Raw genomic sequence first — 24,727 nt, forward strand, 5'->3', positions numbered from 1 at the left:
AATAAATATGGAAGATATGTTGATAATATAACATAAAAATAATGCATTTATTTCTCAAGGTGGTATTTTATTGGTTATTCTATTTGCATAAATTTTTATAACTACCACCATTAAAAATTCCTTTTTTTAGCCCAAACAGGTGCGAACTGCTCCGCTTGGCGTAGAATGTGCTGCACGGCTTCGTCCTGCATATCCGGCGGGTATCCATACTGCCGGAGCAGGCGTTTGACGGAAGTGCGCATCTTGGCGCGTGCCTGCGCCATGACGGTCCAGTCCACTGTGGCATTCTCCCGAATGGTCTTCACCAGTGCTGTGGCGATAACCCGTAGGCTGGGGTCGCCCATAGCTTCCTTGGCGCTCTGGTTCTGGGCCAGCGCGTCATAGAACGCGATTTCTTCCTGTGTCAGGCCCAGTTCTTCGCCCCGGTCGCGGGCGGAGGCCATGTCACGTGCCATGCGGATGAGTTCATCCAGAATTTGAGCGGACGTCAGGGCGTTGGCATGGTAGCGGGCGACAGCCTGTTCCAGCCGTTGTGAGAAGGCTTCGGCTTCCGTGATGTTGGAACGGGTTCGACTGCGTATCTGGCCTTCCAGCAGTTTCTTGAGCGCTTCAATGGCCAGATTGCGCTGGGGCATTTCCCGCACTTCCTGCAAGAAGGCGTCCGAGAGGATGGAAATATCAGGCTTTCCAATGCCAGCAGCTTCCATGATGTCGATGATGTCTGTTGAAACGACCGCCTTGCTAACCAGTTGCCTGATGGCCAGTTCGCGCTCCTGTGCACTGCGCCCATCGGTGCCATTGCTCAAGCTCTTGACTAGAGCCGCCCTGACAGCCTCGAAAAACCCGATTTCATCGCGCAGTCTGGCGGCTTCATCACTGGCGGAAGCCAGCGCAAAGGCAACCGAGAGTGCCTTGACGGCATCAGGGTAGCGTTTCTGGGCGGCCTTACGCTCTTCATCATTTTTGGCGGATGCCATGGCGCGTTGCTGCTGGCCCAGAATATGGTCAAGCGCTCCCGCCATGATGGACAGCTTGGCCTTGGGTGTCGCGCCGTCCTGCAAGGCGGGGCGGTAGTCAAAGCCACCAGTCTGGCCGGGGTTGAACATGGCCCGCACGACTTCGTAGCGTTCCTGCAAGGCGCGGATGGCCTCGCCTTCATCAATGCCAACCTGTTCGCGGTCTCCGGCGGAGTATTCGCCCAGAGCCGTCTTCAGGTTCTGGGCCAGACCTATATAATCCACCACTAAGCCGCCGGGTTTGCCCTTGAATACGCGGTTGACGCGGGCAATGGCCTGCATCAGCCCATGCCCGCGCATGGGCTTGTCCACATACATGGTGTGCATGGAGGGCACGTCAAAGCCCGTCAGCCACATGTCGCGCACAATGACCAGTCGGAGCGGATCATTGTTGTCCTTCATGCGCTTTGCCAGCAGCTCACGCCGGGCCTTGGACTTCTTGCCAATATGGGGCTGGAATCCGGCAGGGTCAGATGAACTTCCGGTCATCACCACCTTGATGGCTCCTTCATTGTCATCATCACTATGCCAGGTGGGGCGCAAGCGGATGATCTCGTTATACAGAGCCACACAGATGGCCCGGCTCATGCCCACGATCATGCCTTTGCCTTCAAGGGCGGTCAGGCGATTTTCAAAGTGGGTCACAAGGTCTTCGGCAATCCGACGCAGGCGGGGTTCTGAGCCGACCAGTGCTTCCACCCGAGAGTATTTCTGGCTGAGCTTATGTTCCTCGTTCTCGGAAAGCCCTTCGACAATATCGGCCAGTTCGTCGTCCAGCTCTTCCTTGAGGTCTTCATCCAGTTCGATGCGTACAAGGCGGCTTTCGTAATAGATGGGCACGGTTGCGCCATCCTCGACAGCCTGCGCGATATCATAAATGTCGATGTAATCGCCAAAAATACCGCGTGTGTTCACATCAGCATTTTCAATGGGTGTGCCGGTAAAGCCGATAAAGGAGGCATTGGGCAGAGCGTCGCGCAGATATTTGGCAAACCCGTAGGTCATTTTACCAGTTTTCGGGTTGAATTTGGCTTCCAGTCCATACTGGCTGCGATGTGCTTCATCGGCCATGACCACCACATTGCGTCGGTCGGCCAGCACGGGAAGGCTGGTTTCTCCGTCTTCAGGCTGGAATTTCTGCAAGGTGGTAAAGATGACACCGCCAGAGCTGCGCCGGAGGAGTTTCTGTAAGTCCTCCCGGCTTTCCGCCTGCTCCGGTGTCTGGCGCAACAAAGCCTGTGCGCCGGAGAAGGTGGCGAAGAGCTGGTCGTCCAGATCATTGCGGTCTGTCAGCACAATGATGGTGGGGTTTTCCATCTCCGGGTGGCGGGCAATCACACCAGCATAGAACGTCATGAGCAGGCTCTTGCCTGACCCCTGCGTATGCCACACGACACCGACCTTTCGGTCTCCATCCGGTGCCGAAGCCCGCACAGTCTGCGCCACGGCTTTCCGGCAGGCATGGAACTGGTGATAGCCCGCCAGAATCTTGATAGGGCTGCCGTTCTTCTCGCCAAACAGCACAAAGTCACGGATCAGGCCCAGAAACCAGTGTGGCGTAAACACGCCCCGCAATACGGTTTCCATTTCCTCATGGTTTTTGGCGATCAGGTCTTCGCCGTTGATCGTGCGCCATGGCATGAAGCGGTCACGGTCGGCGGTCAGCGAGCCAATGCGGGCTTCTCTGCCATCCGAAATCATCAGCGCTTCATTGAAGCGGAACAGCGATGGAATAAGGCTGCGGTAAGTCTGGAATTGGTTCCATGCAGAATCCAGCGTAGCGTTCTCGGAACTCGGGCTTTTGAGTTCAATCACCCCAAGCGGCATACCGTTGATGAACAGAACGAGGTCTGGCCTGCGGTTGGCTTCGTCTTTTTCAATGACGAACTGGCGCACGACCAGAAAGTCATTGTTCTTCGGGTTCTCAAAATCCAGCAGGCGTACCCGATCGCCAGACTGGGTGCCATCCCCGCGCACCACGTCCACCGGCACGCCATTGACCAGATAGTCATGCAGGCGGCGGTTTTCGTCTACATGGTCGGGTGTGTCTTCACGGATCAGAGCGAGTAGGGCTTCATCGCGCGAGGTTTGGGGAAGGTGTGGATTTAGCTTGTCTATGGCTGCCCGCAGGCGTTTTTCCAGAATGACGTCCGATAACGAAGTGCGTTCGGGCTTTTTGCCACCGGGGGCAATATCCGGCCCCCAGACAATGGTGTAGCCACATTCGCGCAGAATATCGCAGGCCCAATCTTCGATCTCGTTTTCGGACAGAAAGCTCATGCCGCGTCTTCCACCATTTTTTCGGCATCCCGGATGCTGATCTCGCCAGACATTAACTTGGGGAGAAGGAGATCTCGGAGTTGGGTGAGGGTACGGGATTCTGCTTCGTTGGCTATAATTTTAGAACAAGTAGGCATCACTTGGCTTTCAAAGGCTTTTTCCAAACCGCTTTCGATGACAAACAAGTCTTCAAATTGCTTTTTATTTATAGAGCCAAAAACTGTCCCAGTATTCTCAAAAGACGAAAAGACATTTCGTAAAAATTTCATAGTGAAATAAGTGTAGTAAGGAAGGTTATGAGGATGACGAACGGAGGCGAGTCCTCGGCCAATGCAACATTTTTCCTCAGAAAAATTGACATCGCCAACAGGAGCTCTGACGCTTACCAAGCTATCTAATGCGTTTGCGAAACGAGTGGGTGCGGTGCAATACATCCTGCGTTGCGGGAAAATAAAGCCAAAATCCGTCTTCCCTTGGTAAAAAGGAATGCCTACTCCGTCAGAGTTGTAAGTGTTTCCCGGTGGAGACTGCCCCATCGTGACATCAAATTGTTTGCCAACAAGACTATTTATCCACCCCTCAGGCTTCCCCTCATCATCCAGCCTATCGGGAAAGAGTTCCCACAGTTCTGGTGCGAGATAAGGAGCTTCTCCGGCCATTTTTGCCCGTGTCGGGCCAAAATCGACAAACCAGTCCCGAAACAACGCCTGCGCCATGGCTTCCAGCGTTTCGTTCGTCCGGCGGTTAAGGTCTATTTTATCGTCCAACCTACGTAACAGACTGCCAATTTTCTCTTGCTCTTTGATAGGAGGAGCGAAAAATTCATAATCTCCTATCTGATCTAGACTAATATGCGGAATTGTTGTTCCGGTTTGAACTGAGAGGATATAATTTGTAAAATTTCCTGATCCTATTATATATGGCAATATATATTTATGTATGCCTGGTAGGGAGCGTAATCTAGCGACGCGCTGCACTAATAGTGACCCATCATCTTCCTGGTGTATTACTGAATACTTTAATCCGCTGGATACCCAAGGACGATCCATTGCGATGACGACATCATCTTTTTGTAAAATATACTGGGATAACTGAGATGATTTTTCAATGGGCCAAAATTTAACACCATTCCATTGGAGAAAGCCTTGCCCAATATTGTCACCTCGTAGGAGTTTAATACCAGTTTCTGAGTATTCTGCGCTTTTAAAAGGGAATCCAACTTGAATTTCTGTGACATCTTTAAGTCGAAATTTATAAGTGAATATAGTCATTTTTTGAACATCTTACTCTAAAAATATAGAAACAGGGTTTATCAAACCCTGAAAAGTTTTATCTGATGAAAATTGATCGAGAATATCAACTTTCCACGGCAGATCAGACTCTGAGAAAGCTTCCTCCAGCCGTGCTCGTATTTCCAAAGGCAAAGGGTCATCACCCATAATCGCCAGATCGAGATCAGAAAATGGCTTGGCCTTGCCTGTGACACGCGAGCCAAAAGCCCGCACTTCACGGTCAGGCACAATCTCGTTGAGTATCCGCAGCACAATAGCCCGCTCTTCGGGGGTGATGTCGATCTGCCCTGTCACGCTGTGCGTTCTTTCAGCGTGGCCAGCAGAAACTCGGCTTCTGCAATAAAATCGGGAATGGTGGCCACAACCTGTTTGGCCGTCATTTCGTTGTAAGTATGGCTGGTCAGGTTGCGCATTTTGCGGAATACGCTCCACTGGGGCCATGCGCTTTTCAGCAGTCCGGCTTCGTTGGCGGAGCGGATCATGTCCGGAAAGCCCATGCGGTCATACTCCTCGGGCGAGGCTGAATTGGCTTCCAGAAAGCGCTTCAGGGTCTTGTGGCTGAGTTCATAGGTAAACTCGAAACGCTGGATCAGGCCATCCCGCAACTGTTCGTCGTCGGGTTGGGCAAGGTGTCGTACCCAGCCTTCCTTTAGCCGGTCGAGAGCGCGTTCCAATGGGGTAAGATACAGCATTACGCACTCTCCTTCTGCACAATCAGCTTGAGGGATGCGGCAATTTTAGTGTTCAGGACTTCTCCTTGTGCGAACTGCTCTTTCAGGGTCTTTTCAAGGGCTGCAAAGCGTTCGGTAAACGGTACACTGTCTTCCTCGGCTGCCTCTGCTCCCACGTAGCGGCCCGGTGTCAGCACAAAGCCGTGCTGTTCCACTTCATCCAGCGTGGCGGATTTGCAGAAGCCCGGACTATCCTCATAGGTGCCCGCGTTCTTCTCTCCACGCCATGCGTGGTAGGTGTCGGCAATGCGGGCCACGTCCTCGTCCGTCAGTTCCCGGCGGGTGCGGTCAACCATCGTGCCCAGCTTGCGGGCGTCAATAAACAGGATTTCCCCGCGCCGGTCTCGCCAGCCCTTTTGCTTTTTGGTGCGGGTGAGGAACCATAGACAGGCCGGAATCTGCGTGGAATAGAAAAGCTGACCGGGCAGGGCCACCATGCAGTCCACCACATCGGCTTCCACCATCCGGCGGCGAATTTCGCCTTCGCTGTTCTGGTTGGAGGACATGGAACCATTGGCCAGCACCACGCCAGCGGTGCCGTCGGGGGCCAGATGCCAAAGGATATGCTGGAGCCACGCATAGTTGGCATTGCCCGCAGGTGGCTTGCCATACTGCCAGCGCGGGTCTTCCTCCAGGGACGCATTCCACCAGTCCGAGACGTTAAAGGGTGGGTTGGCCAGAATATAGTCAAAGCGCAGGTCTTTCAGCTCGTCGCGCAGAAAGCTGCCTTCATTGTTCCAGCGGATATCCGCGCCAATACCCCGCACCGCAAGGTTCATGCGGGCCAGACGCCATGTGGTGTGGTTGCTTTCCTGCCCATAAATAGCGATGTCACCCAGCTTACCACCATGGGTTTCCACAAAGCGTTCAGACTGCACGAACATGCCACCAGAGCCACAGCACGGGTCATACACCCGGCCCTTATAGGGTTCGAGCATGGAAACCAGCGTGCGCACCACGCTGGAAGGCGTGTAGAATTCGCCCCCGCGCTTGCCCTCGGCTCCAGCAAACCCGCCAAGGAAGTATTCATACACCCGGCCCAGCACGTCCCGCGCCTTATCATCCGTATCGCCCATGCCGATGTCGGAGATCAGGTCAATCAGTTCCCCTAGCATCACGCTATCAAGGGCAGGGCGTCCGTAATCCTTGGGAAGAACGCCTTTGAGCTGTTCCGGGTTGGCTTTTTCAATGGCCAGCATGGCCTCATCAATCATCTTGCCAATGCCGGGGGAACGGGCGTTGTCTCTCAGGTGAGACCAGCGGGCGGTCTCGGGCACCCAGAAGATGTTTTCAGCCAGATATTCGTCGGGGTCTTCCGCGGCTGCCGGATCATCCAGCATCAGTTCAGCATGGCGGGCTTCAAACGCGGTGGAAATGTAGCGCAGGAAGATCAGGCCAAGGGCCACATGTTTGTAATCTGAGGGTTCAAGGTTCTTGCGCAGCTTGTCAGCCGCTAGAAACATCTGCTGTTCAAAGCCCAGTGTCGCACTCGCTGCCTTGGCTTTGCTGGCCTTGGTGGTTTTCTTGGGGGCAGGGGCAGCATCAGGGTTTTTGCGAGGGCGACCGCGTGGCATGAAAGAAAGCCTTGTTTCTCAGAAAATTCAGATGCCCCAGTTTGACGGAAACTGGCGATCTGGTCGAGAGGCAATGGCGGGATGGAGGGCTGTCTGACATTGCGTGACAGTGGCGAACCGGGATTTTATGGTGATGGTCCCATGGCCGGTTTGGGTTGGGCAATGCCCATGGTGTTCCTCAAGCCTTCTGGAACAGACAGTTTTGAGCGCAGGCGGGCGATTTCCTGCCTTGCCCGCTCTTTTTCCGGCTGGTGGGCTTTGTTCCATTTCCAGATGCGGTCCTGTCTGGCCTGCACCAGACTGTCAAAGCGGTATGAGAGCCAGACCTCAATTTTTTCCGGATCAGCCATGGCGGTAAATTCTTCATCATGCCGTTTGCGGAAATCCTCAAGGACTGGTCTATCCTGTTCTGTCAGGACAGAACGGACTGGTTCTGGCGGTGTGGAGCGCAGTCCGACAACATGCAGCAACGCCTGCACAACAAACCGCAGGACTTCCAGAAATTTGAGCAAAAGCTGCTGGCAGATTTTTTCCAGTTTCCCGGCTCGTCCGGTCATGCGTTGCCAGCGGCTTGCGTCAGCTTGTTTCCACTCTTTTTTGGCATGATGGTAACGCGCAAAGCTGCTCCGCAGTTGCTTCTGGTAGGGTGTGAGGGCTTTGCGCCATTTCGCGAGCATTTCTTCCCTCTTTAGAGGGGCCCAGTCCGCTTCTGGTGCTCTCCGGTCAAGGATAGCCTGTTGGTCCAGAATAGCCCGCCTGATCCGACGGCGGATACGGGCTTCGTCAGCGCTGAGAATCAGCGGATACAATGGTTCCGAAGGGGCGTGCTGCATGATGGCTGGCCTGTCCACATCCTTTATCTGCCTGAGTCTGAGTGCGTCAATCGCCTGATTCCTGCGTGGCAGGGAAATGCGTTTCGGCTCTCTTTTTTTGGCAGGTGGGGAGGCAGGGGCCGATAGTATCCCGGTCTGGTCATTTTCAGCTATCATGCGCACAGGAACACGGGTGCTCCTGATATCCAGTTCAGGCTTTTCGTGTTCCGGTGAGTGTTCTTCAGCCAGCAGCTTTCTGAATTCCGCCATGCGCACCTTTGTCAGCCGGGTAAAACTGCCAATCAGCGTTCCATCGCTGGTTTCAATGATATGAGCACCGGGGCGTGTGTCCTTTCGATCACCTTCCCGCATAGTCAGGCCGTGTTCCGCCAGCGCCGCCCGGAATGATTTTAACCCGTCCGATTGTGACCAAAGGGCGCTGACCAGTTTTTGCATTGCCGGGAGGTCAAGCCCCTGTCGTTCCGTGATCCGGCGGGCCTGCGATGTGTAGGCGGCGCGAGGTTTGGCGCTGTCAGGAACAGGAATCAGGGCTGCGACCTGTTCCGCTGCCTGATGATGGGCTTCCTTGCGCAGGGCTTTGGCAATAGCTTTGTCATGCCTTCCGGGTACGAGAGCATGATCAAGCCGGATTTCTTCCAGCCGGGCGACTTTCTCCAGGCGCATCCATGTGAACCGGCTTTCCAGCACGTGGTTGCCCTGCCATTCGGGCAGGATCAGGTGTCCGTGTGTGCTGCCGTCCTTCTGGTGAACCACAAGGGTGAGGTGTTCCGGGTCTGCATGGAGTTCTTCACACAGGCGACGGGCGAAGCCCGAAAGCTGATCATCGCTCATGGCCTCGTCAGGATTGAAGGCGATATGACGCAGACCGTAGGTCAGTCCCTCACGTCTGGCTTCGCGCATAGCATCACGCATGAGCCAGTCCGACCCCGCCAGAACCCGGATGGCTTCATTCTTTGCACCATGCAGCACATGGCGGGACAAAGCACCTGCGCCACTTTTTGTTCTGATCCGGCTTTCTTTGACGATCATGGGGCATGACCACAAACAGTCAGTGCAGGGGCAGTGCTGGCCTGTCGCACCTGCGACGGGCAGACCTGTCAGGGTGGTTTCTCCGTGAGTGGCGGAGAAGGTAGTCAAGATGCTGGATCAGTTTCTCAATCTCGTTCAGGACACCCTCGCAATGCACGGCATCGCCGCAGTTGGCAGAATGGGCAAGCTGGTTGAGGTTATTCCCGACACGGGAAAGCTGATGACGTATCCCGCGCAGTTCATCGGGAACGTGTGGCCCTTTATGCCCGGCCAGTTCTGCACTGGTCAGGAGGGAGCGTATCCATTGTGCGGTGGTGGCATGGCCATGAGCGCTGGCGATATGGTTCCAGCGCACCAGTTCATCGGGTGATGCACGGACGGAAAGGCGGGAAGTTCGGGAAATCGGCATAACAGAGTTCTCCTTAAAGAGGGGGTTAACGGGGGAGATTTCTCCCCCTTACCAGCTTGCTCCATGCACCCTTTGGGTAGCCATGGAGCACTGCTGGCTCCCTGTAAGGGTAACCTATTCAGATGCCTGATTTCCGAACTTTTTTTGATGCAAACAAGATGGCGAGAATAAGCCTTTCAAAAAGGTATGATGCACTCTGCTGGGTAGTGAAGGGCTTCAATAACCTGCTGAAGATTGGCAACGTCAATCCCGCTGGTATAGTTCATGGTTCCTTGCGATTTGTAGGACGCTTCATGCCCGAGCACGGTGTCAATCCAGAGTTCGCGGATATGGGCTTCCTGATTTCTAAGTTTTGTCGAGACGGTATGGCGGAAGGAATGGAATGTCACTGCTTCTGGCAGACCAAGCCGCTTTTTGTGCTTTGAGAAGGATCGGGCAAAGTTATCGCCCCGTTCACCAGAAGTAGAAACGGTCAGGTCCGGGAACAGATATTTTGCACCATTGTCCTCAAGTAGATTCAGCCCCTCCATTCTGAGCAGACTGGAATGAATGGGAATGATACGGGTGCCCGCTGACGTTTTGGGTGACCAGCCATCTTCGGGGTGAGGGCGGACATGGAAGCAGGATACTCCGTCGATCACCTCAATATCCTGTCTGCGTAAATTGCAGATTTCGCCTAACCGCATACCTGTGAACATGCCGATGCTGATAATGCCAGTCCATGTCCTGTGAGAGACAGCGGTTCCCGACCACTGAGTGCGGGCGAGCAAAGCCAGTTCACCGTCAGTCCATCCCCGGCGGACAATCTTTTTGGTGACATTGAAGTCCCAACCGGCCCATGGATTCTTGTCGGCAAAGTCGCGTTTGACCAGATGACCCCATAGTGCAGACAGTCGGGAAAAATGATTTTTAACCGTTTTACCCCCTACCGTTTCCAGACCTCGTTCCTGAGCCTGTGCAATGACAACACGTAACGGGAGAACAGTCTTGCCCTTACCATGTGTTGCGGGCAGGGAAGAGAGTAGGTCAAAGAACTCTCCCGCCACGTTGCCGGTAATCTGTCGCACGGGCATGTCGCCAAAAGCTTCAATAAACAGACCGATAGTCTTCTGGGTGGCTTTTATGGTGTCGGCACTCTTTGTTTTGTCGGAATAGATGAAGCGTTCAGCCATGGTTGAAAGAAGAGGCGATGAAATTTTAGGGGCGGGTTTGCGCTCTTCCGGTGCAGGTGAGGCCATTGTCTGTGGCACCGGCTGGACAATATGGGCAGGCTGGCGGCTCTGGATGTCAACGATCATGCCGGACAGGCGGTCGGCTTCCGCCTTGAGCATTTTCTTTTCCTGTTTGCTCAGGGCAACGCCGGTGGTGAGCTGCTGACGCAGACTGTCAAAGCGCTGACCGATCTCGCGTATCTTTCTTGAGCTTTCATCGAGGAAGGCGTTTTCGTTCTGAATTCTTTCGAGCAGGGCCATGTTATGGGTGGCGTCGCGAATTTTGCGGTCAAGGGCATGGCACTCTTCAGCCAGGGCGAGCGTCTCTTCCTGATCCCGGATCATCTGGGCCTGAACGGCCAGCAGGTCTTTCATCAGATCGGTGTCAGGCTTCTCGTCCATCATCCTTGCCCTTTCAAACAGTGTGCCCGTGGCTGCATAGAGGGCAGCCGCCCGTTCTCGGGCAATGAGCTTACTCTGAGTTTGCAGGGAAAGGGAGATTTCGGTTCTGCCGAGGCAGGCTTGCACGGCCTGAGGAACCGCGCGACGGAAGTGGTAGTGTGATCCTATGAGTCGGAGCATCTGCGTTTCCCAGTCTGGGAAGACAAACGGGAAAATCCCGCAGACCCGTCAAATTCTCATTTTACTGTTATATTTCAAGTGGTTAGTGGTGCGAACTGCGGGACTCGAACCCGCACGCCCATACGGGCTGGAGATTTTAAGTCTCCTGCGTCTACCATTCCGCCAAGTTCGCGCATGGTCTGTAAACCATTAGAGGGTGTTCTTTAGCATGCTTCAGCTATTGCGCAAATCTTCGCTCTATTTGGCCTGTAAAAGCAGAGGTCCTTTCTGGCGCAACCATGTTTCTGCCTGTTTTCGATAAGGCGTTATGCTGGCGACCTGCTGCCAAAATTGGGGGCCGTGATTCATGTGCAGGAGGTGGCTTAGTTCATGGGCAATCAGGTAATGCCTGACCAACTCCGGGGCCATGATAACACGCCATGACAGCATGATCCGGCCTGATGTTGTGCAGCTTCCCCAGCGGCTGGAGGTATCTCGAATATCCACTCGGTTTGGATGTAAACCAGTCATTTGAGCCATTTGCTGCACTTCTTTTTTAAGTACAGCTGCCGCATGAGTTCGTAAAAAATCAGTAACACGTCTGTTTATGAACGCCAGATCTCCGCTGACCATAAGGCGGTCATTTTCCAGCCATGCGCCACCGGATTGTTGGGGAGCGTGTACAATAAGGTAGGGTTTTCCCTTAATAAGAATAGTGTTGTTGGCTGAAAAAGATGGCGCCTTTACTAATTTTTGCAGGCGATCTTTAATCCATGCATGATTTTTGTTTGCAAATGTGAGTGCCTGTGTAGGGGGGCAGCCCTGCGGAACAGTAACAACAAGCTTTTGCTCATGGGGTGCAATGCGTAGGGAAAGCCGCTTGGCCCGGACTGAATGTTTCCAGATAACCTGTATGGTTTTCTGAGAACAGATACTAATTTCCGTCGGGAGTTGTCGCGGGTTCTGCTGGCCAGTCGACAATGTAATCCTCCAGTGCTCCTGCGCGTCTTTCGCTAATGCAACGGCCTGCGGCAGATGCGCCGGAGGCGATAACGGTATTGGGGTCCCCCGTAATCAGCGGGTGCCATGCGGGCAGGTCATGTCCGTCTGATAAGCGTTTGTACGCGCAGTCTGGGGGAAGCCAGTCCAGTTCGGGAATCATGGTGGGGGTTAAGGTTACGCAGTCCTGCACTTTGCGGTGGCGCTTGGGGTAGTCCGTGCATTGGCAGGTTTTTACGTCCAGAAGTCTGCATGCAACAGATGTGTAGTGGAGTTCTTCTGTGTCATCATCACGGAGTTTGTGCAGGCAGCACCGGCCGCAACCATCACACAAAGATTCCCATTGTTCGGTTGTCATGTCCGCAAGGGGGGTGGTTTTCCAAAAGGGGAGGGAGGATGAGGCTGTCATTGTACGATGCTAAAAACGAGTGAAAGAAAAATGCTTAAGCACGCAGGTTTTTGCAAAAGAGGCCACCAGAACAAACGTAATCTGGACATTCTGCCTGCGCCAAGCTCCTGAGCTGTTTCCGCCCAGCCGGTCTGGAGTGTTCGAACTGGCAAAGATGCGGGGAATAACAACAGAGGCAAAAGTAAAACCCCCTGCAAAAATGGCGTCATTGCCGAATACCAGAGCAAAGGCAGGGCGGTGGACAGGCCTGTGCAGGGCAGAAGTAAGGGGAGCGTGAGTGTGTAAAGGTACCGTTCTGCACGGCAGGTTACGCTCAGGACCAAAAACAGGGCTGTGGTGAGCAGACTGGTCGCGGCAATTAAAAAACCATGGATAAGTGCTGCATGAGCGGACGCATGGGCCATATAATATGGGATCATGTGTGGTGCATCCATTGCTGGAAGCGTTCACTCAGCTTTTCCAGATTGGCTTCCCAGAACGTGTCATCCACCGCAATCGCGGGGGGGATGCGGGCAAGATGTGGAGCCAGAGCGTTCAATTCCGCCATGGAGGGGAGCGAGGGCCATGCATTGGCAAAGGCTTGTTGTTGCACAGCCTGTTCCAGCCAGGACACAAAAGCCAGAGCTGCCGGGTTGTTGGCGGCGGTGGTCAGCACCCCCCAGCCATATTGCACCAGAAAACGCTGCTGCCAGTGCAGGCCAAAGCGCTGCCGGTCTGGCCCTGATGCCCCCAGAATTTCTCCAGTGGGAACGCACCCCATCAGTGCGCCTCCGGAGGTCAGGATATGCCCGGCTTCCTCGGGCGTGGACCACCATGCAATATAGGGACGCAACTGTTCCAGTTTGAGAAAAGCGTGATCAACACCCTCTGGCGTGGCCAGCATAGGGTAGAGCGCACTGGCGGGTACGCCATCCGCCAGTAGGGCGATCTCAAGCGTCAGGCGTGGGTCTCGGCGGAGGCTGCGGCGGCCGGGGTGGCGTGCGACATCCCAAAAATCCGACCAGCCGGGGGCTATGTCAAATCGCGCCTTGTCCCATGCCATGGCGTAATCAATGGCGGCGGAGGGTTGGCCGCAATTACTGGCGGAATTATCCGCCTGATGGCGCGACAGGAGCTTGAGGTTGCAGCCAATACGCAGGCTGCTGGCTTCCATCATGGCGGCTGCCAGAGGAAAACGCGCAAGCCCTGTAGAATGTTGGAGATCGGTAATGCGCCCGTTCCAGCCATGGGGCACAATGCTTTGGTGGGTTAGCTGCTCGTAGGGTTTGAACAGGACCTTGCTCTGTGTTTCGGCAATTTTGCCGGAGAAGGTCAGAATGTGCAGGCCCCTGCCTGTTTTGGTCTGTTTTTGGCCGTGGCGCGCCATGGCGAAACCGGGGAGCAGGCACCCCAGCCCGGCCAGTAACGCGCCACGGCGGGACAAAGCATGAAGAGAAGGAGCCTGCCCCTGTTCCTGGGAGGACAAAGCCTGCCTGTCGGGTATGTTCAGGAAAGGGAGAGAGAACAGGGTAAACCTCACGCGTTGTTATCGTTGACCAGTCATGCAGCCTAAATCTAGCTGGTTTTTTTATCCATCGGAAAGGCTGTTGCATTCCGGGTTTGCCAGGCAAGCAGAGCCGCGCGGCCTGCCCCCAGTTCCCGCTGGGTGTGTACCGGGGGACGGTTGACGGTGACTTCCGTCCCGTCGCGCAGGCGCATCCGCATGATAATGGTGTGGCCAAGATGATGGGCGGAAACAAGGGTGCATGGCAGGTCGCCCGCTTCCGCACTGTTATCAGCCTCCGCCTGCCGCGGAAAGAGAACAGAGAGCCGGTCGGGCAAAATGCATATGCTGGCCAGATCATGCTCTGCCAGATCACCTTCGGCCATGGTCTCCACCGTCTCGCCCGAGGGTAGCCGGAGTTCGGCTATGTCATCGTCAAGGCGCAGGACCTTGCCGGTCAGGATATTGGCATCCCCCAGCGCCAGCGCCACGGCAGGGGTGGCCGGGCGGTTGAGCAGGGTCGGCGCGTCCGCCAGTTGCAGCAGATGGCCCTGATCCAGAACACCAATGGTGTTGGCGGCCATGAACGCTTCTGTGCGGTCACGGGTGAGGAATAAAGAGGTCAGGCCAATGGCCTGCTGGAGTCGCTCCAAAAATACCAAAGAGCGTTTTGCCGCAGCCGGAGGCATGGCATCCAGCGGCTGGTTCAGCACCAGCAGGTCCGGGGTCACCACAAGTGCGCGGGCCAGTGCGGCCCGGAAAACCTGCTCGGCTGAAAGTGCGGAGGGGAGAAGAGCGCGAACCGCGTCCAGCCCGGTCAGAGCCAGAACCTCGTCACGTCTGCGGTGGATTTCGGCTTTGGAGAGTGTGCCCATGGCGCGCAGGGGGAACAGAATGTTGTCGGTCACGCTCAGGTGCCCAAACAGGGGAGCGTGCACCCCCATGGTGGCAATTCCACGTTGGCCCTGTGGCAGAGGGCTGACGTCCACCCCATTCACGCATATCTGCCCAGATGACGGGCCGCGCCCGGCCAGTGCCGCGGTCAGCGCGTTCAGGTCCTGCGGTGTCTGACCGATTCCCAGCAGGGCAATGCAACGGCCAGAGGCCAGATGCAGGGCGAAGGGGGGCGCTTTGGGCAGGACAGTAAAATTCGTGAGCGCTAAAGCCGGGGGGGAGCCATGCGCGGGCGGCATGCAACTATGTCCTTTTTCGTGGGTTACACTGGGTGTTGTCATTTAGAACGATAAAGTCAACGAGGTTTGTTTCATGTCATCAGATAAAATCAAAGACGTTAAGCTAGCAGGCGAAGCCGCAGCCGATACCGCGCGTGAAGAGCTGGACGCAGTTAAGGCCCATATCGAACGCCTTGTTACACAACATATTGTTCCAGCACTGGGCCGTGCGGGCGGCAAAGCGGGCGATCTGACCGAACAGGCTGTTGCCAATGCGCGCGAACTGGCCGATCATACGCGCAACGATCTTGCAAAGCGTACAGGCAGTCACACGTCCTGGCTGTCCATTGCCATTTCCGGCGTGGTAGGGTTTATCATCGGGCGCTTGTCTCGCTGACGCTCTGCGCGTCATCTGAACGAAGGTAGCTCCAGAGCCCATGCGTATCTTTGATCTTGGTAAATCCGCCCTATCTGCCCAGTCCTCCCTGATGCAGCAGATGGCCATCCGATACGGTCGTCAGGCCGCTTTTTTGATTATGGCTGCGGTGTTTGGCCTGTTTGCCCTGATTACAGGGCATGGGCTGCTCTGGATTCTTCTTGTGTTTGTTGGCCACTTCGGGCCGGTTGGCGCATCCTTTACCGTTTTCGGGTTGGATGTACTGGCCGCCCTTGTGTGCATTCTGTTCGGCCGCCGCTCCTACCTGACAACGGATGAGGTTGATGCCCGGATCATGCGTGACCGCTGCATGACCCAGATGCGCGACTCCGTAACCATGGCTGCGGTTACCGCAACCGTTGCCACCGCCGTTGGCCGTGGTGGTACCCGCAAGGTGTGGGATATTGTGCGCGGTAAAAAGGACTGAATCTGTCCAGTCTAGGTTAAGCCATAGGTTCCATTCCAAATTTGCATTGGCGCGCTGGATTGTTTCTGTAAATGATGGCGTCAGTCTTTTGTGAGTGTGCAAATTTTTTGCATGCTCGCTAGTGTGAGCAGTGAATGGAACTTGAGCATAATCCTGTTGTGGACAACGAGACCCGGCGGTCATTTGGCTACCGGCTTGCTCGTCTTGCGTCCATGTGGCGGCGGGAAATTGATGCCGACCTGCGGGTGTTCGGCCTGACCGACGCTACGTGGCGGCCCATTTATTATCTCAATTTTTCATCATCATCCATGCGCCAGACCGATCTGGCCCGTTCCCTCTCGCTGGAGGCCCCTTCACTGGTGCGGCTTCTGGATGTGCTGGAAAAACGCGGCTACGTAGTGCGCGAAACGGATGAGGAAGACCGGCGTTCCAAGCTGGTCAGCATTACGGCGCAGGGTCGGCAGGTGGCGGCTCTGGTGAGCCGTGTTGCCGATCAGGTCACAGACCGGCTGATGGCCGGTGTATCCGACCCCGAATTGGAGCAATGCTGCGGCGTTCTCGACCGGGTGGAGCAGGCTGCTCAGGCACACAAGGAAAGTGCCGATGCTGAAAAAAGGGACGCACGGTAATGCTGGTGTCCAGGGCGGTGTCATGCTGACGGAATTTAATCTTTTTGGTGTCTTTATGGCGCCTATTGTTGTGTATGCGCTGGCAGCACTCCCTATAACCATGTGTATTCGGTTTGCGTTGTGGTGGAGCGGCCTGCTGGGCTGGTTCTGGCATATCGCGCTGTTCGAAGTTTCGCTCTACGTCTGCATTCTTTGTCTGCTGATCCTCTACGTCTGACCTGAAAAGGCTTTTGAGTCTCTGCAATGCCCCTTCTGCGCACCCTGATACGAGTTGTTCTGACCCTTGCGGTCGTCTCTCTTGCGATTGTTCTGGGGATCACTCTCTGGAACGTCTACATGATCGCCCCCTGGACCCGTGACGGGCGCGTGCGTGTTTACGTGGTCGATGTGGCTCCCGAAGTGGCGGGCACCGTGGTCCAGATTCCGGTGGTGGATAACCAGTTTGTCCATAAGGGCGACCCGCTCTTTGTGCTTGACCCGGTCCGCTTCCGTCTGGCCATCCGCGAGGCACAGGCCCGTCTGGACGGCGCATTGGAAGACCTGAAGCTCAAACGCAATGACGCCAAGCGCCGTATGGGGCTGGGTGGCATTGTGTCGGCCGAAGAGCAGGAAGTGTTTAACTCCAACGTGGCAACCCAGATTGCTGCGGTGGATGCAGCCCGTGCCGCGCTGGACGTGGCCAAGCTAAACCTGCAACGCTCGGTTCTGTATTCCCCCGTCAATGGCTATGTCACCAACCTGAACCTGCGGGTGGGGGACTACGCCGCAGCCAGTCAGGCGCGTATGGCGGTGATTGATGCCGACTCCTACTGGGTTTACGGGTATTTTGAAGAAACCAAAATGTGGGGTGTGCATGTAGGCGATGTCGCCCGCGTCAAGCTCATGGGCTACAAACCGATTTTGGCCGGGCATGTGGTCAGTATTGCCCGTGGTATTAACGATACCAACGGCACCCCCGATAAACTGGGTCTTCAGGATGTGAACCCGATCTTTACATGGGTTCGTCTGGCGCAGCGTATTCCTGTTCGTATCCATCTGGATCATGTGCCCGACAGTGTCACGCTTGCAGCGGGTATGACGGCCACGGTCAGTGTGGGGCCAGAGCCAACCGGGCGCAGGGGTGCATTGACCACCTGGCTGCAAGATCATCTCTGAGCGTGGGCCAAGGATGAAACGCATGAAGGCTCGCCGTCGCTTTGGGTTATGTGCCGCAACAGGCATGCTGCTCTCCGCCTGTACTGTTGGGCCGAACTACCAGCCTGACCGTATGAAGTTGCCTGCCCAGTTCAAGGAGGCAGCAGAGGAACACGTTGCGACCCCCGAAGAGATTGAGCGCACAAACAAGGAAATGGTCGAGTGGTGGGCGCTCTTTAAGGACCCTCTCCTTTCCCAGCTTGTGCAGGATGCCATAAAAGGGAACTACGACCTGCAGATTGCGGGGCAGCGTATTCTGGCCGAGCGCGCCATGCGCGATCGTTCCGCTGCGCAATGGTACCCGCAGATGGATGCCAATATGGGGGGCGGGGATGTCCGCTACTCCCTGAATATTGATAACTGGCCGATCCGTCCGGGTAACCCGCAGAACAGGCCGGAAGCCTCCATGTTGACCTATGGTGCGACCGCATCGTGGGAGTTGGATATGTTCGGGCGTATCCGGCGGGACGTGCAGGCCCGTGAACATGCGGTTGAAGCCACGATTGAGGCCCGCCGCGCAGTATTGATGGGCCTTTTGTCCGAACTGGCGTCGGATTACATGCTGTTGCGCGTAACACAACTGCAGATCCAGATTGCCACAGACAACATCCGTGTTGCCAAGGATGCGGTGGACCTGACCAACAAGCTGTATCTGGAAGGGGTGGGTAACACCTTGCAGATTGCGCAGGCTCAGGCGGAACTGGATGCGCAGATTGCCGCGCGTGAGCCGTTGAAAACACGCGTCTCTCAGGTCACACATGCCATTGCGGTGCTTCTGGGCAAAATGCCGGGTGAGTTGGAAGACCAACTCAAGCAGCCCCGGCCGCTACCTGTAGTGCCAGAATTTCCTGCGGTTCTGCCTTCTGTTGTTATTGCCAATCGCCCGGATGTGCGTATGGCGGAGCGGCGTTACGCGGTTGCCACAGCCCAGATTGGTGTGTCGGTTGCCAATCTGTACCCGCATTTTGTGGTCCCGCTGACCTTTAACCCCAATGCTTCGGCCATGTATCAGGCGTTTCAGGTGAATGCCATGAGCTGGCAGTTCCTGCTTATGGCCAGTCTGCCGCTTATGCATGGCGGTAAAATGACATCCGAAGTCCGTGCAGCGCAGGCTTCAGCAGAAGCATCGCGCCTGACCTACCGGCAGACGGTTCTGACCGCTTTCAAGGAAGTCGAAGATTCCATGGCGGCATGGCATGACGATATTGAATATGCCGAACAACTGCACAAGGCTGCGGAAGATAGCGCAACGGCCAGTGATCGCGCCCGCAAGCTGTATGGTGCTGGTCTGGTCGGCTTTTTGGAAGTGCTGACAACGGAACGCACAACGTTGAATGCACAGAATATGGAGGCGCTGGCCCGGCTCGAACGCCTGCGCGATGCCGTTAACCTGTACACAGCACTGGGAGCAGGCTGGAAAGGCGTTGCTCTGACCAATTCCACCCTGCCTGTTTCGCTGGAAACACAGAATATTCTGGCACGCGCTTTCTCGCAGTAACCTGTCTGAATTTTTGTCGTGTTCAAACCCGTCCGGTCTTTTGCCGGGCGGGTTTTTTTATGGACCGGGGGCTGTGCCTAGCCCGCTTGAACGCGCCTGCGCCTGTTAGCCGCGCGTTGTGCCGGTTGCAAACTGCCTGAAGGCAGGGCGGCTGGCCTGTTCATGCAAAAAATGCAGCATGGCCTTGCGGGCCAATCCCGCATCACGGCCCAGATTGATCAGCCCGCCAATCTGGGCTGGGTGGCGGAGCAGGGAGCGCAGGAGCAGGCCAATCTTCAGCCCACCATCGGGGGAGAGCACACAGGCCGTAACAGGGGGGAGGGAGCGCGTGGCCGGGTCGCATACAACACGGAGCACGGCAAAGGGCAAACCCGCTTCCTGCGCGGCACGGGCCAGAAACCCACTTTCCATATCCAGTGCGGCACAGCCTGAAGCAGCAAACAGGTCAGCTTTATGGTCTGCTTGTAGCACCACGTCATCATTATGCAGCAAAGGCCCACTTATGGTGCCCTGTTGGTCTCCGCCCAGAATATGGCGCAGGGTTGGGTCGCAGGCCCATGTGTTGCCCCATGCTTTGACGGCAGTGGGAATAATGATGCTGCCCGGTGGCAAAGCCGGGTCCAGCCCCGCAGCCAATCCAAAGGATAACAGGCAGTCCGCACCACATGCGGCCAGTCTGTTGGCCTCGCGTTGTGCGCCTGTGCGTGTAGCACCACTTGCGGCAATGGCTGCGTGGGGGAACACGCCCCGGATCAACTGCGCTTCGGCTTTAAGGCCGACCAGAATACCGGGGTGCATGGGAGCGGCGTGTGCGGTTGTTGGTTGCGTCATGGATCAGAACCCAAGCTTTGATGAACATGAAAACAGTCGGATCGACCGCTATTGTGGAACAGCGCCCCGCCATGCTCGGTCTGCTGAATGCCGGGGAGGGATGCGTTACCCTGCGGTCCGGCACATTCTGCTGCAATCCGAAGGCTGTAAAAAACAAGACCTGTTGACCGGTTCTGCCAAAAGACCTGCCTATGGCCCATAGGGCCGTCAACAGGGAGCCGTGCCGGGTGTTGTTCAGGACGGTGTTTTAAGGCCCAGTGCGTGAACGGCGTGCAGGCCAGAGCGCATTGCACCTTCCAGCGTTGCAGGGAGGCCCGTATTTGTCCAATCACCCGCCAGCGCCAGATTGATAAGCGGGGTGGCTGAACCCGGCCTACGGCGGTTCTGCTCGGGGGTTGCGGCAAAGGTTGCGCGCTTTTCCCATACGATCCGCTGTGCATCGGGGGTTGGGGGTAGGGGCTGCTCCAGCACCGCGTCACAGGCACTACGAAGTTCGGACCAGATAATGCGGGCCAGTTCCTCATGGTCATGCTTGGCGTAGCGGTTTGCCGCACTGACCGTAACAGACAGAATATTCCCGCGTAGGAAAACCCATTCTGTAACCCCGCCAATAACGCCCATAAACCCGCATTTGGCAAAAGAGCCAACGGGGCGCGGCGCATCCGCAAGGCGGAAATGCAGGTTGAGAATGCTCTCAAACGCATTGGGGGTCATCAACCCTGCCATGTGCTGGCGGAGCAAGCCTTCCGCAACCGGTGCGGTGGTTGCAACAATAACTGTGTCATGCTCGGACAAGGCGATGCTGTCCTGCGCGGTATGGAGTGCTGTTACGCGGCCTTTTGCTACATCCAGCCCTGTAATGCGCGTTTGTGTACGCACCTCGGCGTTCATGGTGCCCAGATAGGCCACTGCGGGGTCTACAAGGGATTCGGAAAGACCATCACGCGCAAACCATGGCACACAGGCATGCCCACCAAGCGAGAGCGATTCCCGCACCACAGCGCCAAGCAGTGCCGCACTGCCCGTATCGCTTAGGGTGTTCAGGGCGGAAATGGAAAAAGGCTCAAGCAGCCTGCGGGTAAAGGCGCCGGGAAGCAGGCAGTCTGCCACGGTTGTCTGTTCGTCCGCGCGGATCAGGCGGTATAGGCTCTGCAATTCGGGCAGGCGCATATCCGGCACACGGCGATGTGGTTGAAAAACCCACAAAGGCAACCGCCCGCGTGACAGGTCGAGCGTCCAGCGGGCATCTTCTGCCAGATCTACAAACGGAAAAATCGGCGCGCCCGGCCCGCTCAGCGTATCCAGTGCGCCCGTTATGCCAAGGTAGCGAAAAACCGTGCTGTTGGCGGACAGCAGCAGGTGGTTGCCATTATCTATGCGGCAATCAAGGTGCCGGTCATGGTAGGAGCGGGCACGCCCGCCGCATGTCCGCCCAGCCTCATGCACAATAACGCGGGTGCCAGTACCCGCTACGTCTACTGCTGCGGCAAGGCCCGCCATGCCGCCGCCAATAATATGCAGAATACCAGCCATGCCGCGTTTTGCCGTTTCTTAGGACGTGTAGGAAAGGGCAAACCACCGGGCTTTGCCAAGAAGGGAAGTCTGGGGGCGTGCGCGCAGCACGGGGGCGCCCCAGCCACGTTTGCACAGAGCCTTGAGAATGGACTCGTAGCTAGCCCCCATAATACGGGCAGGCAGCATGGAGCGGGGCTGGCAGACCTTCATGGTTGCAAATGCGGTGCGGAAATGGTCCTGCGCACGCGCGGCCATAACGCGGGCGACCAGCTCCAGCCCGGGGGCATAAAGGGCCTGAACCGGGTCTTTGGGCACATCAAAGCGTTCCAGCAGATCGGCAGGCAGGTACAGCCGCCCCCGGACCGCATCTTCGGGAATATCGCGCAGGATGTTGGTGATCTGGAGCGCTCGGCCCAGATGGTAGGCTACGCGGTCACCATTGGCTGAACTGTCGCCAAAAATACGGACGGACAGGCGGCCGACGGCGGAAGCTACGCGGTCGCAATACTGGTCCAGCGTTTTTTCGTCCGGGGCAACAATGGCGGTCTGGGTGTCCATCAGCATGCCGTCAATCACGGCGTCAAAATCGACCTGCTGAAGGGAGAAAAAGTTGATGGCGGCAAGGAGGACGCGGTCCAGCGGTTCCGTGGGGGGAAAAGCCCGCTCCGCGTATAGATCGGCAATGCGTTTGTGCCAGTCTTCCAGCCCTTTGGTGCGTTCGGCCAGCGGGGCGTTGCCATCCGCAATATCGTCCACCACACGGCAGAAGGCGTATATGGCGTACATGCCATAACGCCGCATGGGGGGGAGAATACGCATGCCAGCGGCAAAGGAGGTTCCGGCCTGTTTGACGGTGCTTTCCACCCAGGCAAGATCAGCCGGATCGCATCCGAGCGGGGTCGGTTTGTCGTGCATCTGGATGTTGGCTGTCACGCGCTTTTCACCTGTTATTCATCACGATTGAAGAGAACGGGTCTCTTTTTACAGAACTTTCACCGTTCGGGAAGGTCATGCCCATGCCCGCAGGGCCGCAATGGCTGCATGCATGACGTCCGTCCGGCGCAGGGCCACCCGCCCTGCCAGCGGGTCTTCGCGGCGCAGGCGCTGGGTCAGGCGGTGGGCAAGTTCCACAATGGCCGCGCATTCCATACGAAAACGCCGGTCCCGAATATGGGCCGGTAGTGCGCTGGCCTGTAGGTTAAGGGCATCCACCCCATCGAGCAGGGTGTTAAAAACGCGGCGCATGGCAGGGCTGGTCCGCCCTGCAAGCAGGTCCTGTGCGGAAGTGCCCGCCTGTTGCATGAGTTCGGACGGCATGTAGCAGCGATCAAGCCGTTCCAGATCCTTGGCGCAGTCCTGCAGGTGGTTCAGAATCTGCAAGGAGGTGCACAGCGCATCCGATGGGCCAAAGGCTGCGGGGTTTTCCCCGTGCAGGCAAATCAGGTAACGGCCAACCGGGTTGGCGGAATACTTGCAGTAGTGCAGCAGGTCGTCCCATGTGCGGTATTCATGGCCGCGCGAATCATCGCGAAAAGCGATCAGCAGGTCTGTTGCGGTCTCAAAGGGCACATTGGTCTGTATGAGCGAGGCCCGCAGTCGGGCAGCGCTGAGTGCATCGGCCCGGTTAATGGCGCTGCGCTGGCCGTGGAGCACGTCTTCCATGGCGTTGAGCCGGGTTATTTTGTCTTCGGGGGAGAGGGTCTCGCAGTCGGCAATATCGTCGATAACACGGGCATAATCATAATAGGCATGCACATGCGGGCGCAGTTTGCGGCTGAGCAGGAAGGAGCCTACGGGAAAGTTTTCATCAGATGCACCCTTGCCGGATGAAACGTCAGCTTTTCCCCAGATGCGTGTATCGTCAGTCATGCCGTACCGTGTTCAAAAAATGGGACCCCAAGGGCCGCTTGGTGTTTACATGAGGCCGCCTGCCATGCCTACCCTTAATGCCGGAGGGTTGGTGGGGGCAAAAAATCCTACCGGCCGGGAGCCTGAATTTTCCGCCCTGCTTCGGTGCCGCCTGCACGCCCGTTGTTGGGAATGGCCTCGGTATAGGCCCGGTTTTTCCAGACCACGCCGCGCCCACGGTGGTGGTTGGCGGCGGAGCCGATGGTGGCGGCCGTATAAAAAGCTGAAATCAGAGGCAGCCCCAGCGCCCAGAGGGGGGAAAGCCCGAAGCGGCGGAGGGTGGGCAAAAAGGACAAGGTGGAGGCTAACCACACTCCAGCCCCGATCCACTGTGCGGCGCCATGGGCAAACAGGGCCAGCGCTATGGGAGCAATCCAGACCACCAGCATGGCCAGAACGGTCAGAACAAGCAGAAGAGGCGAAAAATTGAGCTGCACATATGCCGTGCGCGCAATCATACGCCAGATATCGGCAGCGGACGGGTAAGGGCGAATGGAGCGCGCAAGGCAGGAATGGCCAAGGTAGAGCCGCCCACCCGCCTGTTTAACGCATGACGCCAATGTGCAGTCATCAATCAGGGCACCTTTAAGGGCCTCAATCCCCCCGATCTGGCGGAGCATATCGCGCCGGAGCAGAATGGTGCCTCCCGCGGCCCCTGCGGTTTTATCCGCTGGGTTGTTCACCTTGGCAAAGGGGTAAAGCAGCGTGAAAAAGAACACAAAGGCGGGCACGAGTGCCCGCTCGGCCAGTGTTTCGCACTGGAGTTCCACCATTTCGGAAACCATGTGCAGCCGGTCGGCCTGTGCCTTGGCAACCAGAGTGGAAATATGGGCTGGTGCATGGATGATGTCGGCATCCGTCAGGAACAGGTAGCCACTGCCATGGGGGCTTTGCCGTTCTGCCTCCTGCACACCTTGGGCCACGGCCCACAGCTTGCCGCTCCAGCCAGCTTCGGGGGTGGCGCCGTCCAGCACACTTAGCCGGTTGTGGGGGTCGGGCAGGGTTCTGGCCAGTGTGCCTGTGCCATCCGTACTGCGGTCATTGACCAGAATGACGGAGAGCGCACCGGGGTAGTCCTGTTGCAGTAGTGACCCCAAGGCGACTTCAATAGACTCCGCCTCGTCCCGTGCGGGAACAACCACGGTCACGCCCGGAGCAATATCGGCTGGTGCATCCGCCATGCTGGCAGGCTGGAGTATGGGACCCGCCTGCCAGAAATGCCCGTGGCAGAAAATAAGGCCCACCCAGATTATGGCGCAGACAAGAGCGAGAGCCAGAACCATGACGGAC

The 24,727-nt window shown here is 56.6% G+C and carries 24 protein-coding genes and 1 tRNA gene; 6 read left to right on the forward strand and 19 right to left on the reverse strand.

Translation table 11 applies throughout. From position 1 onward, the window contains the following. Nucleotides 1-110: 110 nt before the first annotated feature. The 14 genes from AABE20_RS08720 to AABE20_RS08785 form a co-directional block, all read right to left on the reverse strand. Complete coding sequence (locus tag AABE20_RS08720; protein WP_338332699.1) at nt 111-3,296, reverse strand: type I restriction endonuclease subunit R; 3,186 nt, start codon at nt 3,294-3,296, stop codon at nt 111-113. Next, nucleotides 3,293-4,567, reverse strand: coding sequence for a restriction endonuclease subunit S (locus AABE20_RS08725; RefSeq protein WP_338332700.1), 1,275 nt, complete (start codon nt 4,565-4,567; stop codon nt 3,293-3,295). The genes AABE20_RS08720 and AABE20_RS08725 overlap by 4 nt, the downstream gene beginning before the upstream one ends. Before the next feature lie 12 nt (nt 4,568-4,579). Beyond that, complete coding sequence (locus AABE20_RS08730; protein ID WP_338332701.1) at nt 4,580-4,882, reverse strand: nucleotidyltransferase family protein; 303 nt, start codon at nt 4,880-4,882, stop codon at nt 4,580-4,582. Beyond that, the gene (locus tag AABE20_RS08735; protein WP_338332702.1) at nt 4,879-5,280 is read right to left on the reverse strand and encodes a nucleotidyltransferase substrate binding protein; all 402 of its coding nucleotides are present in this window, start codon (nt 5,278-5,280) and stop codon (nt 4,879-4,881) included. Before AABE20_RS08735 ends, AABE20_RS08730 begins: the two co-directional genes overlap by 4 nt. Then, the gene (locus tag AABE20_RS08740) at nt 5,280-6,893 is read right to left on the reverse strand and encodes a class I SAM-dependent DNA methyltransferase (protein ID WP_338332703.1); all 1,614 of its coding nucleotides are present in this window, start codon (nt 6,891-6,893) and stop codon (nt 5,280-5,282) included. The genes AABE20_RS08735 and AABE20_RS08740 overlap by 1 nt, the downstream gene beginning before the upstream one ends. Before the next feature lie 125 nt (nt 6,894-7,018). Next, nucleotides 7,019-8,755 carry a hypothetical protein gene (locus AABE20_RS08745; RefSeq protein ID WP_338332704.1) on the reverse strand — a complete coding sequence of 579 codons (1,737 nt, stop codon included), beginning with the start codon at nt 8,753-8,755 and terminating at the stop codon, nt 7,019-7,021. A 19-nt stretch (nt 8,756-8,774) separates the two neighbouring features. Then, nucleotides 8,775-9,164, reverse strand: coding sequence for a MobC family plasmid mobilization relaxosome protein (locus AABE20_RS08750; RefSeq protein ID WP_338332705.1), 390 nt, complete (start codon nt 9,162-9,164; stop codon nt 8,775-8,777). A 176-nt stretch (nt 9,165-9,340) separates the two neighbouring features. After that, nucleotides 9,341-10,957 carry a DUF6538 domain-containing protein gene (locus tag AABE20_RS08755; RefSeq protein ID WP_338332706.1) on the reverse strand — a complete coding sequence of 539 codons (1,617 nt, stop codon included), beginning with the start codon at nt 10,955-10,957 and terminating at the stop codon, nt 9,341-9,343. Between the two features lie 86 nt (nt 10,958-11,043). Continuing rightward, nucleotides 11,044-11,129: transfer RNA gene (locus tag AABE20_RS08760), tRNA-Leu, on the reverse strand. A gap of 65 nt (nt 11,130-11,194) precedes the next feature. Continuing rightward, on the reverse strand, nt 11,195-11,917 hold the full coding sequence (locus AABE20_RS08765) for a M48 family metallopeptidase (protein WP_338332707.1): 723 nt from the start codon (nt 11,915-11,917) through the stop codon (nt 11,195-11,197). Continuing rightward, nucleotides 11,871-12,344, reverse strand: coding sequence for a YcgN family cysteine cluster protein (locus tag AABE20_RS08770; RefSeq protein ID WP_338332708.1), 474 nt, complete (start codon nt 12,342-12,344; stop codon nt 11,871-11,873). The genes AABE20_RS08765 and AABE20_RS08770 overlap by 47 nt, the downstream gene beginning before the upstream one ends. Next, on the reverse strand, nt 12,341-12,763 hold the full coding sequence (locus AABE20_RS08775; RefSeq protein ID WP_338332709.1) for a spermidine/putrescine ABC transporter permease: 423 nt from the start codon (nt 12,761-12,763) through the stop codon (nt 12,341-12,343). Before AABE20_RS08775 ends, AABE20_RS08770 begins: the two co-directional genes overlap by 4 nt. Further along, nucleotides 12,760-13,863 carry an extracellular solute-binding protein gene (locus AABE20_RS08780; RefSeq protein WP_338332710.1) on the reverse strand — a complete coding sequence of 368 codons (1,104 nt, stop codon included), beginning with the start codon at nt 13,861-13,863 and terminating at the stop codon, nt 12,760-12,762. Before AABE20_RS08780 ends, AABE20_RS08775 begins: the two co-directional genes overlap by 4 nt. A gap of 35 nt (nt 13,864-13,898) precedes the next feature. Beyond that, the gene (locus AABE20_RS08785) at nt 13,899-15,020 is read right to left on the reverse strand and encodes an ABC transporter ATP-binding protein (RefSeq protein ID WP_338332711.1); all 1,122 of its coding nucleotides are present in this window, start codon (nt 15,018-15,020) and stop codon (nt 13,899-13,901) included. Between the two features lie 73 nt (nt 15,021-15,093). Between AABE20_RS08785 and AABE20_RS08790 the strand changes: the two genes are divergently transcribed. The 6 genes from AABE20_RS08790 (at nt 15,094) to AABE20_RS08815 (ending at nt 19,183) form a co-directional block, all read left to right on the forward strand. After that, nucleotides 15,094-15,396 (forward strand): hypothetical protein, encoded by a 303-nt coding sequence (locus AABE20_RS08790; RefSeq protein WP_338332712.1) that lies wholly within the window; start codon nt 15,094-15,096, stop codon nt 15,394-15,396. Between the two features lie 40 nt (nt 15,397-15,436). Further along, the gene (locus tag AABE20_RS08795) at nt 15,437-15,862 is read left to right on the forward strand and encodes a phage holin family protein (RefSeq protein ID WP_165991098.1); all 426 of its coding nucleotides are present in this window, start codon (nt 15,437-15,439) and stop codon (nt 15,860-15,862) included. 134 nt (nt 15,863-15,996) lie between these two features. After that, complete coding sequence (locus tag AABE20_RS08800; RefSeq protein ID WP_338332713.1) at nt 15,997-16,491, forward strand: MarR family winged helix-turn-helix transcriptional regulator; 495 nt, start codon at nt 15,997-15,999, stop codon at nt 16,489-16,491. A gap of 22 nt (nt 16,492-16,513) precedes the next feature. Continuing rightward, complete coding sequence (locus AABE20_RS08805; protein ID WP_059024613.1) at nt 16,514-16,708, forward strand: DUF1656 domain-containing protein; 195 nt, start codon at nt 16,514-16,516, stop codon at nt 16,706-16,708. A 26-nt stretch (nt 16,709-16,734) separates the two neighbouring features. Further along, on the forward strand, nt 16,735-17,646 hold the full coding sequence (locus tag AABE20_RS08810) for an HlyD family secretion protein (RefSeq protein ID WP_338332714.1): 912 nt from the start codon (nt 16,735-16,737) through the stop codon (nt 17,644-17,646). Between the two features lie 22 nt (nt 17,647-17,668). Continuing rightward, nucleotides 17,669-19,183, forward strand: a complete 1,515-nt coding sequence (locus tag AABE20_RS08815; protein WP_338332715.1) for an efflux transporter outer membrane subunit — start codon at nt 17,669-17,671, stop codon at nt 19,181-19,183. A gap of 105 nt (nt 19,184-19,288) precedes the next feature. Here AABE20_RS08815 and AABE20_RS08820 read toward each other — a convergent pair whose 3' ends face one another. The 5 genes from AABE20_RS08820 to AABE20_RS08840 form a co-directional block, all read right to left on the reverse strand. After that, nucleotides 19,289-20,014 (reverse strand): phosphorylase family protein, encoded by a 726-nt coding sequence (locus tag AABE20_RS08820; protein WP_338332716.1) that lies wholly within the window; start codon nt 20,012-20,014, stop codon nt 19,289-19,291. A 234-nt stretch (nt 20,015-20,248) separates the two neighbouring features. Next, nucleotides 20,249-21,547, reverse strand: coding sequence for a hydroxysqualene dehydroxylase HpnE (hpnE, locus tag AABE20_RS08825; protein ID WP_338332717.1), 1,299 nt, complete (start codon nt 21,545-21,547; stop codon nt 20,249-20,251). An 18-nt stretch (nt 21,548-21,565) separates the two neighbouring features. After that, nucleotides 21,566-22,444 carry a presqualene diphosphate synthase HpnD gene (gene hpnD, locus AABE20_RS08830; protein ID WP_338332948.1) on the reverse strand — a complete coding sequence of 293 codons (879 nt, stop codon included), beginning with the start codon at nt 22,442-22,444 and terminating at the stop codon, nt 21,566-21,568. Nucleotides 22,445-22,537: 93 nt separating this feature from the next. Then, nucleotides 22,538-23,398, reverse strand: a complete 861-nt coding sequence (gene hpnC, locus AABE20_RS08835; RefSeq protein ID WP_338332718.1) for a squalene synthase HpnC — start codon at nt 23,396-23,398, stop codon at nt 22,538-22,540. Between the two features lie 107 nt (nt 23,399-23,505). Beyond that, nucleotides 23,506-24,720: a glycosyltransferase gene (locus AABE20_RS08840; protein ID WP_338332719.1), complete on the reverse strand. Its 1,215-nt coding sequence runs from the start codon at nt 24,718-24,720 to the stop codon at nt 23,506-23,508. Nucleotides 24,721-24,727 lie beyond the last annotated feature (7 nt).

Source organism: Acetobacter zythi, assembly GCF_963921165.1.
Taxonomy (GTDB): Bacteria; Pseudomonadota; Alphaproteobacteria; order Acetobacterales; family Acetobacteraceae; genus Acetobacter.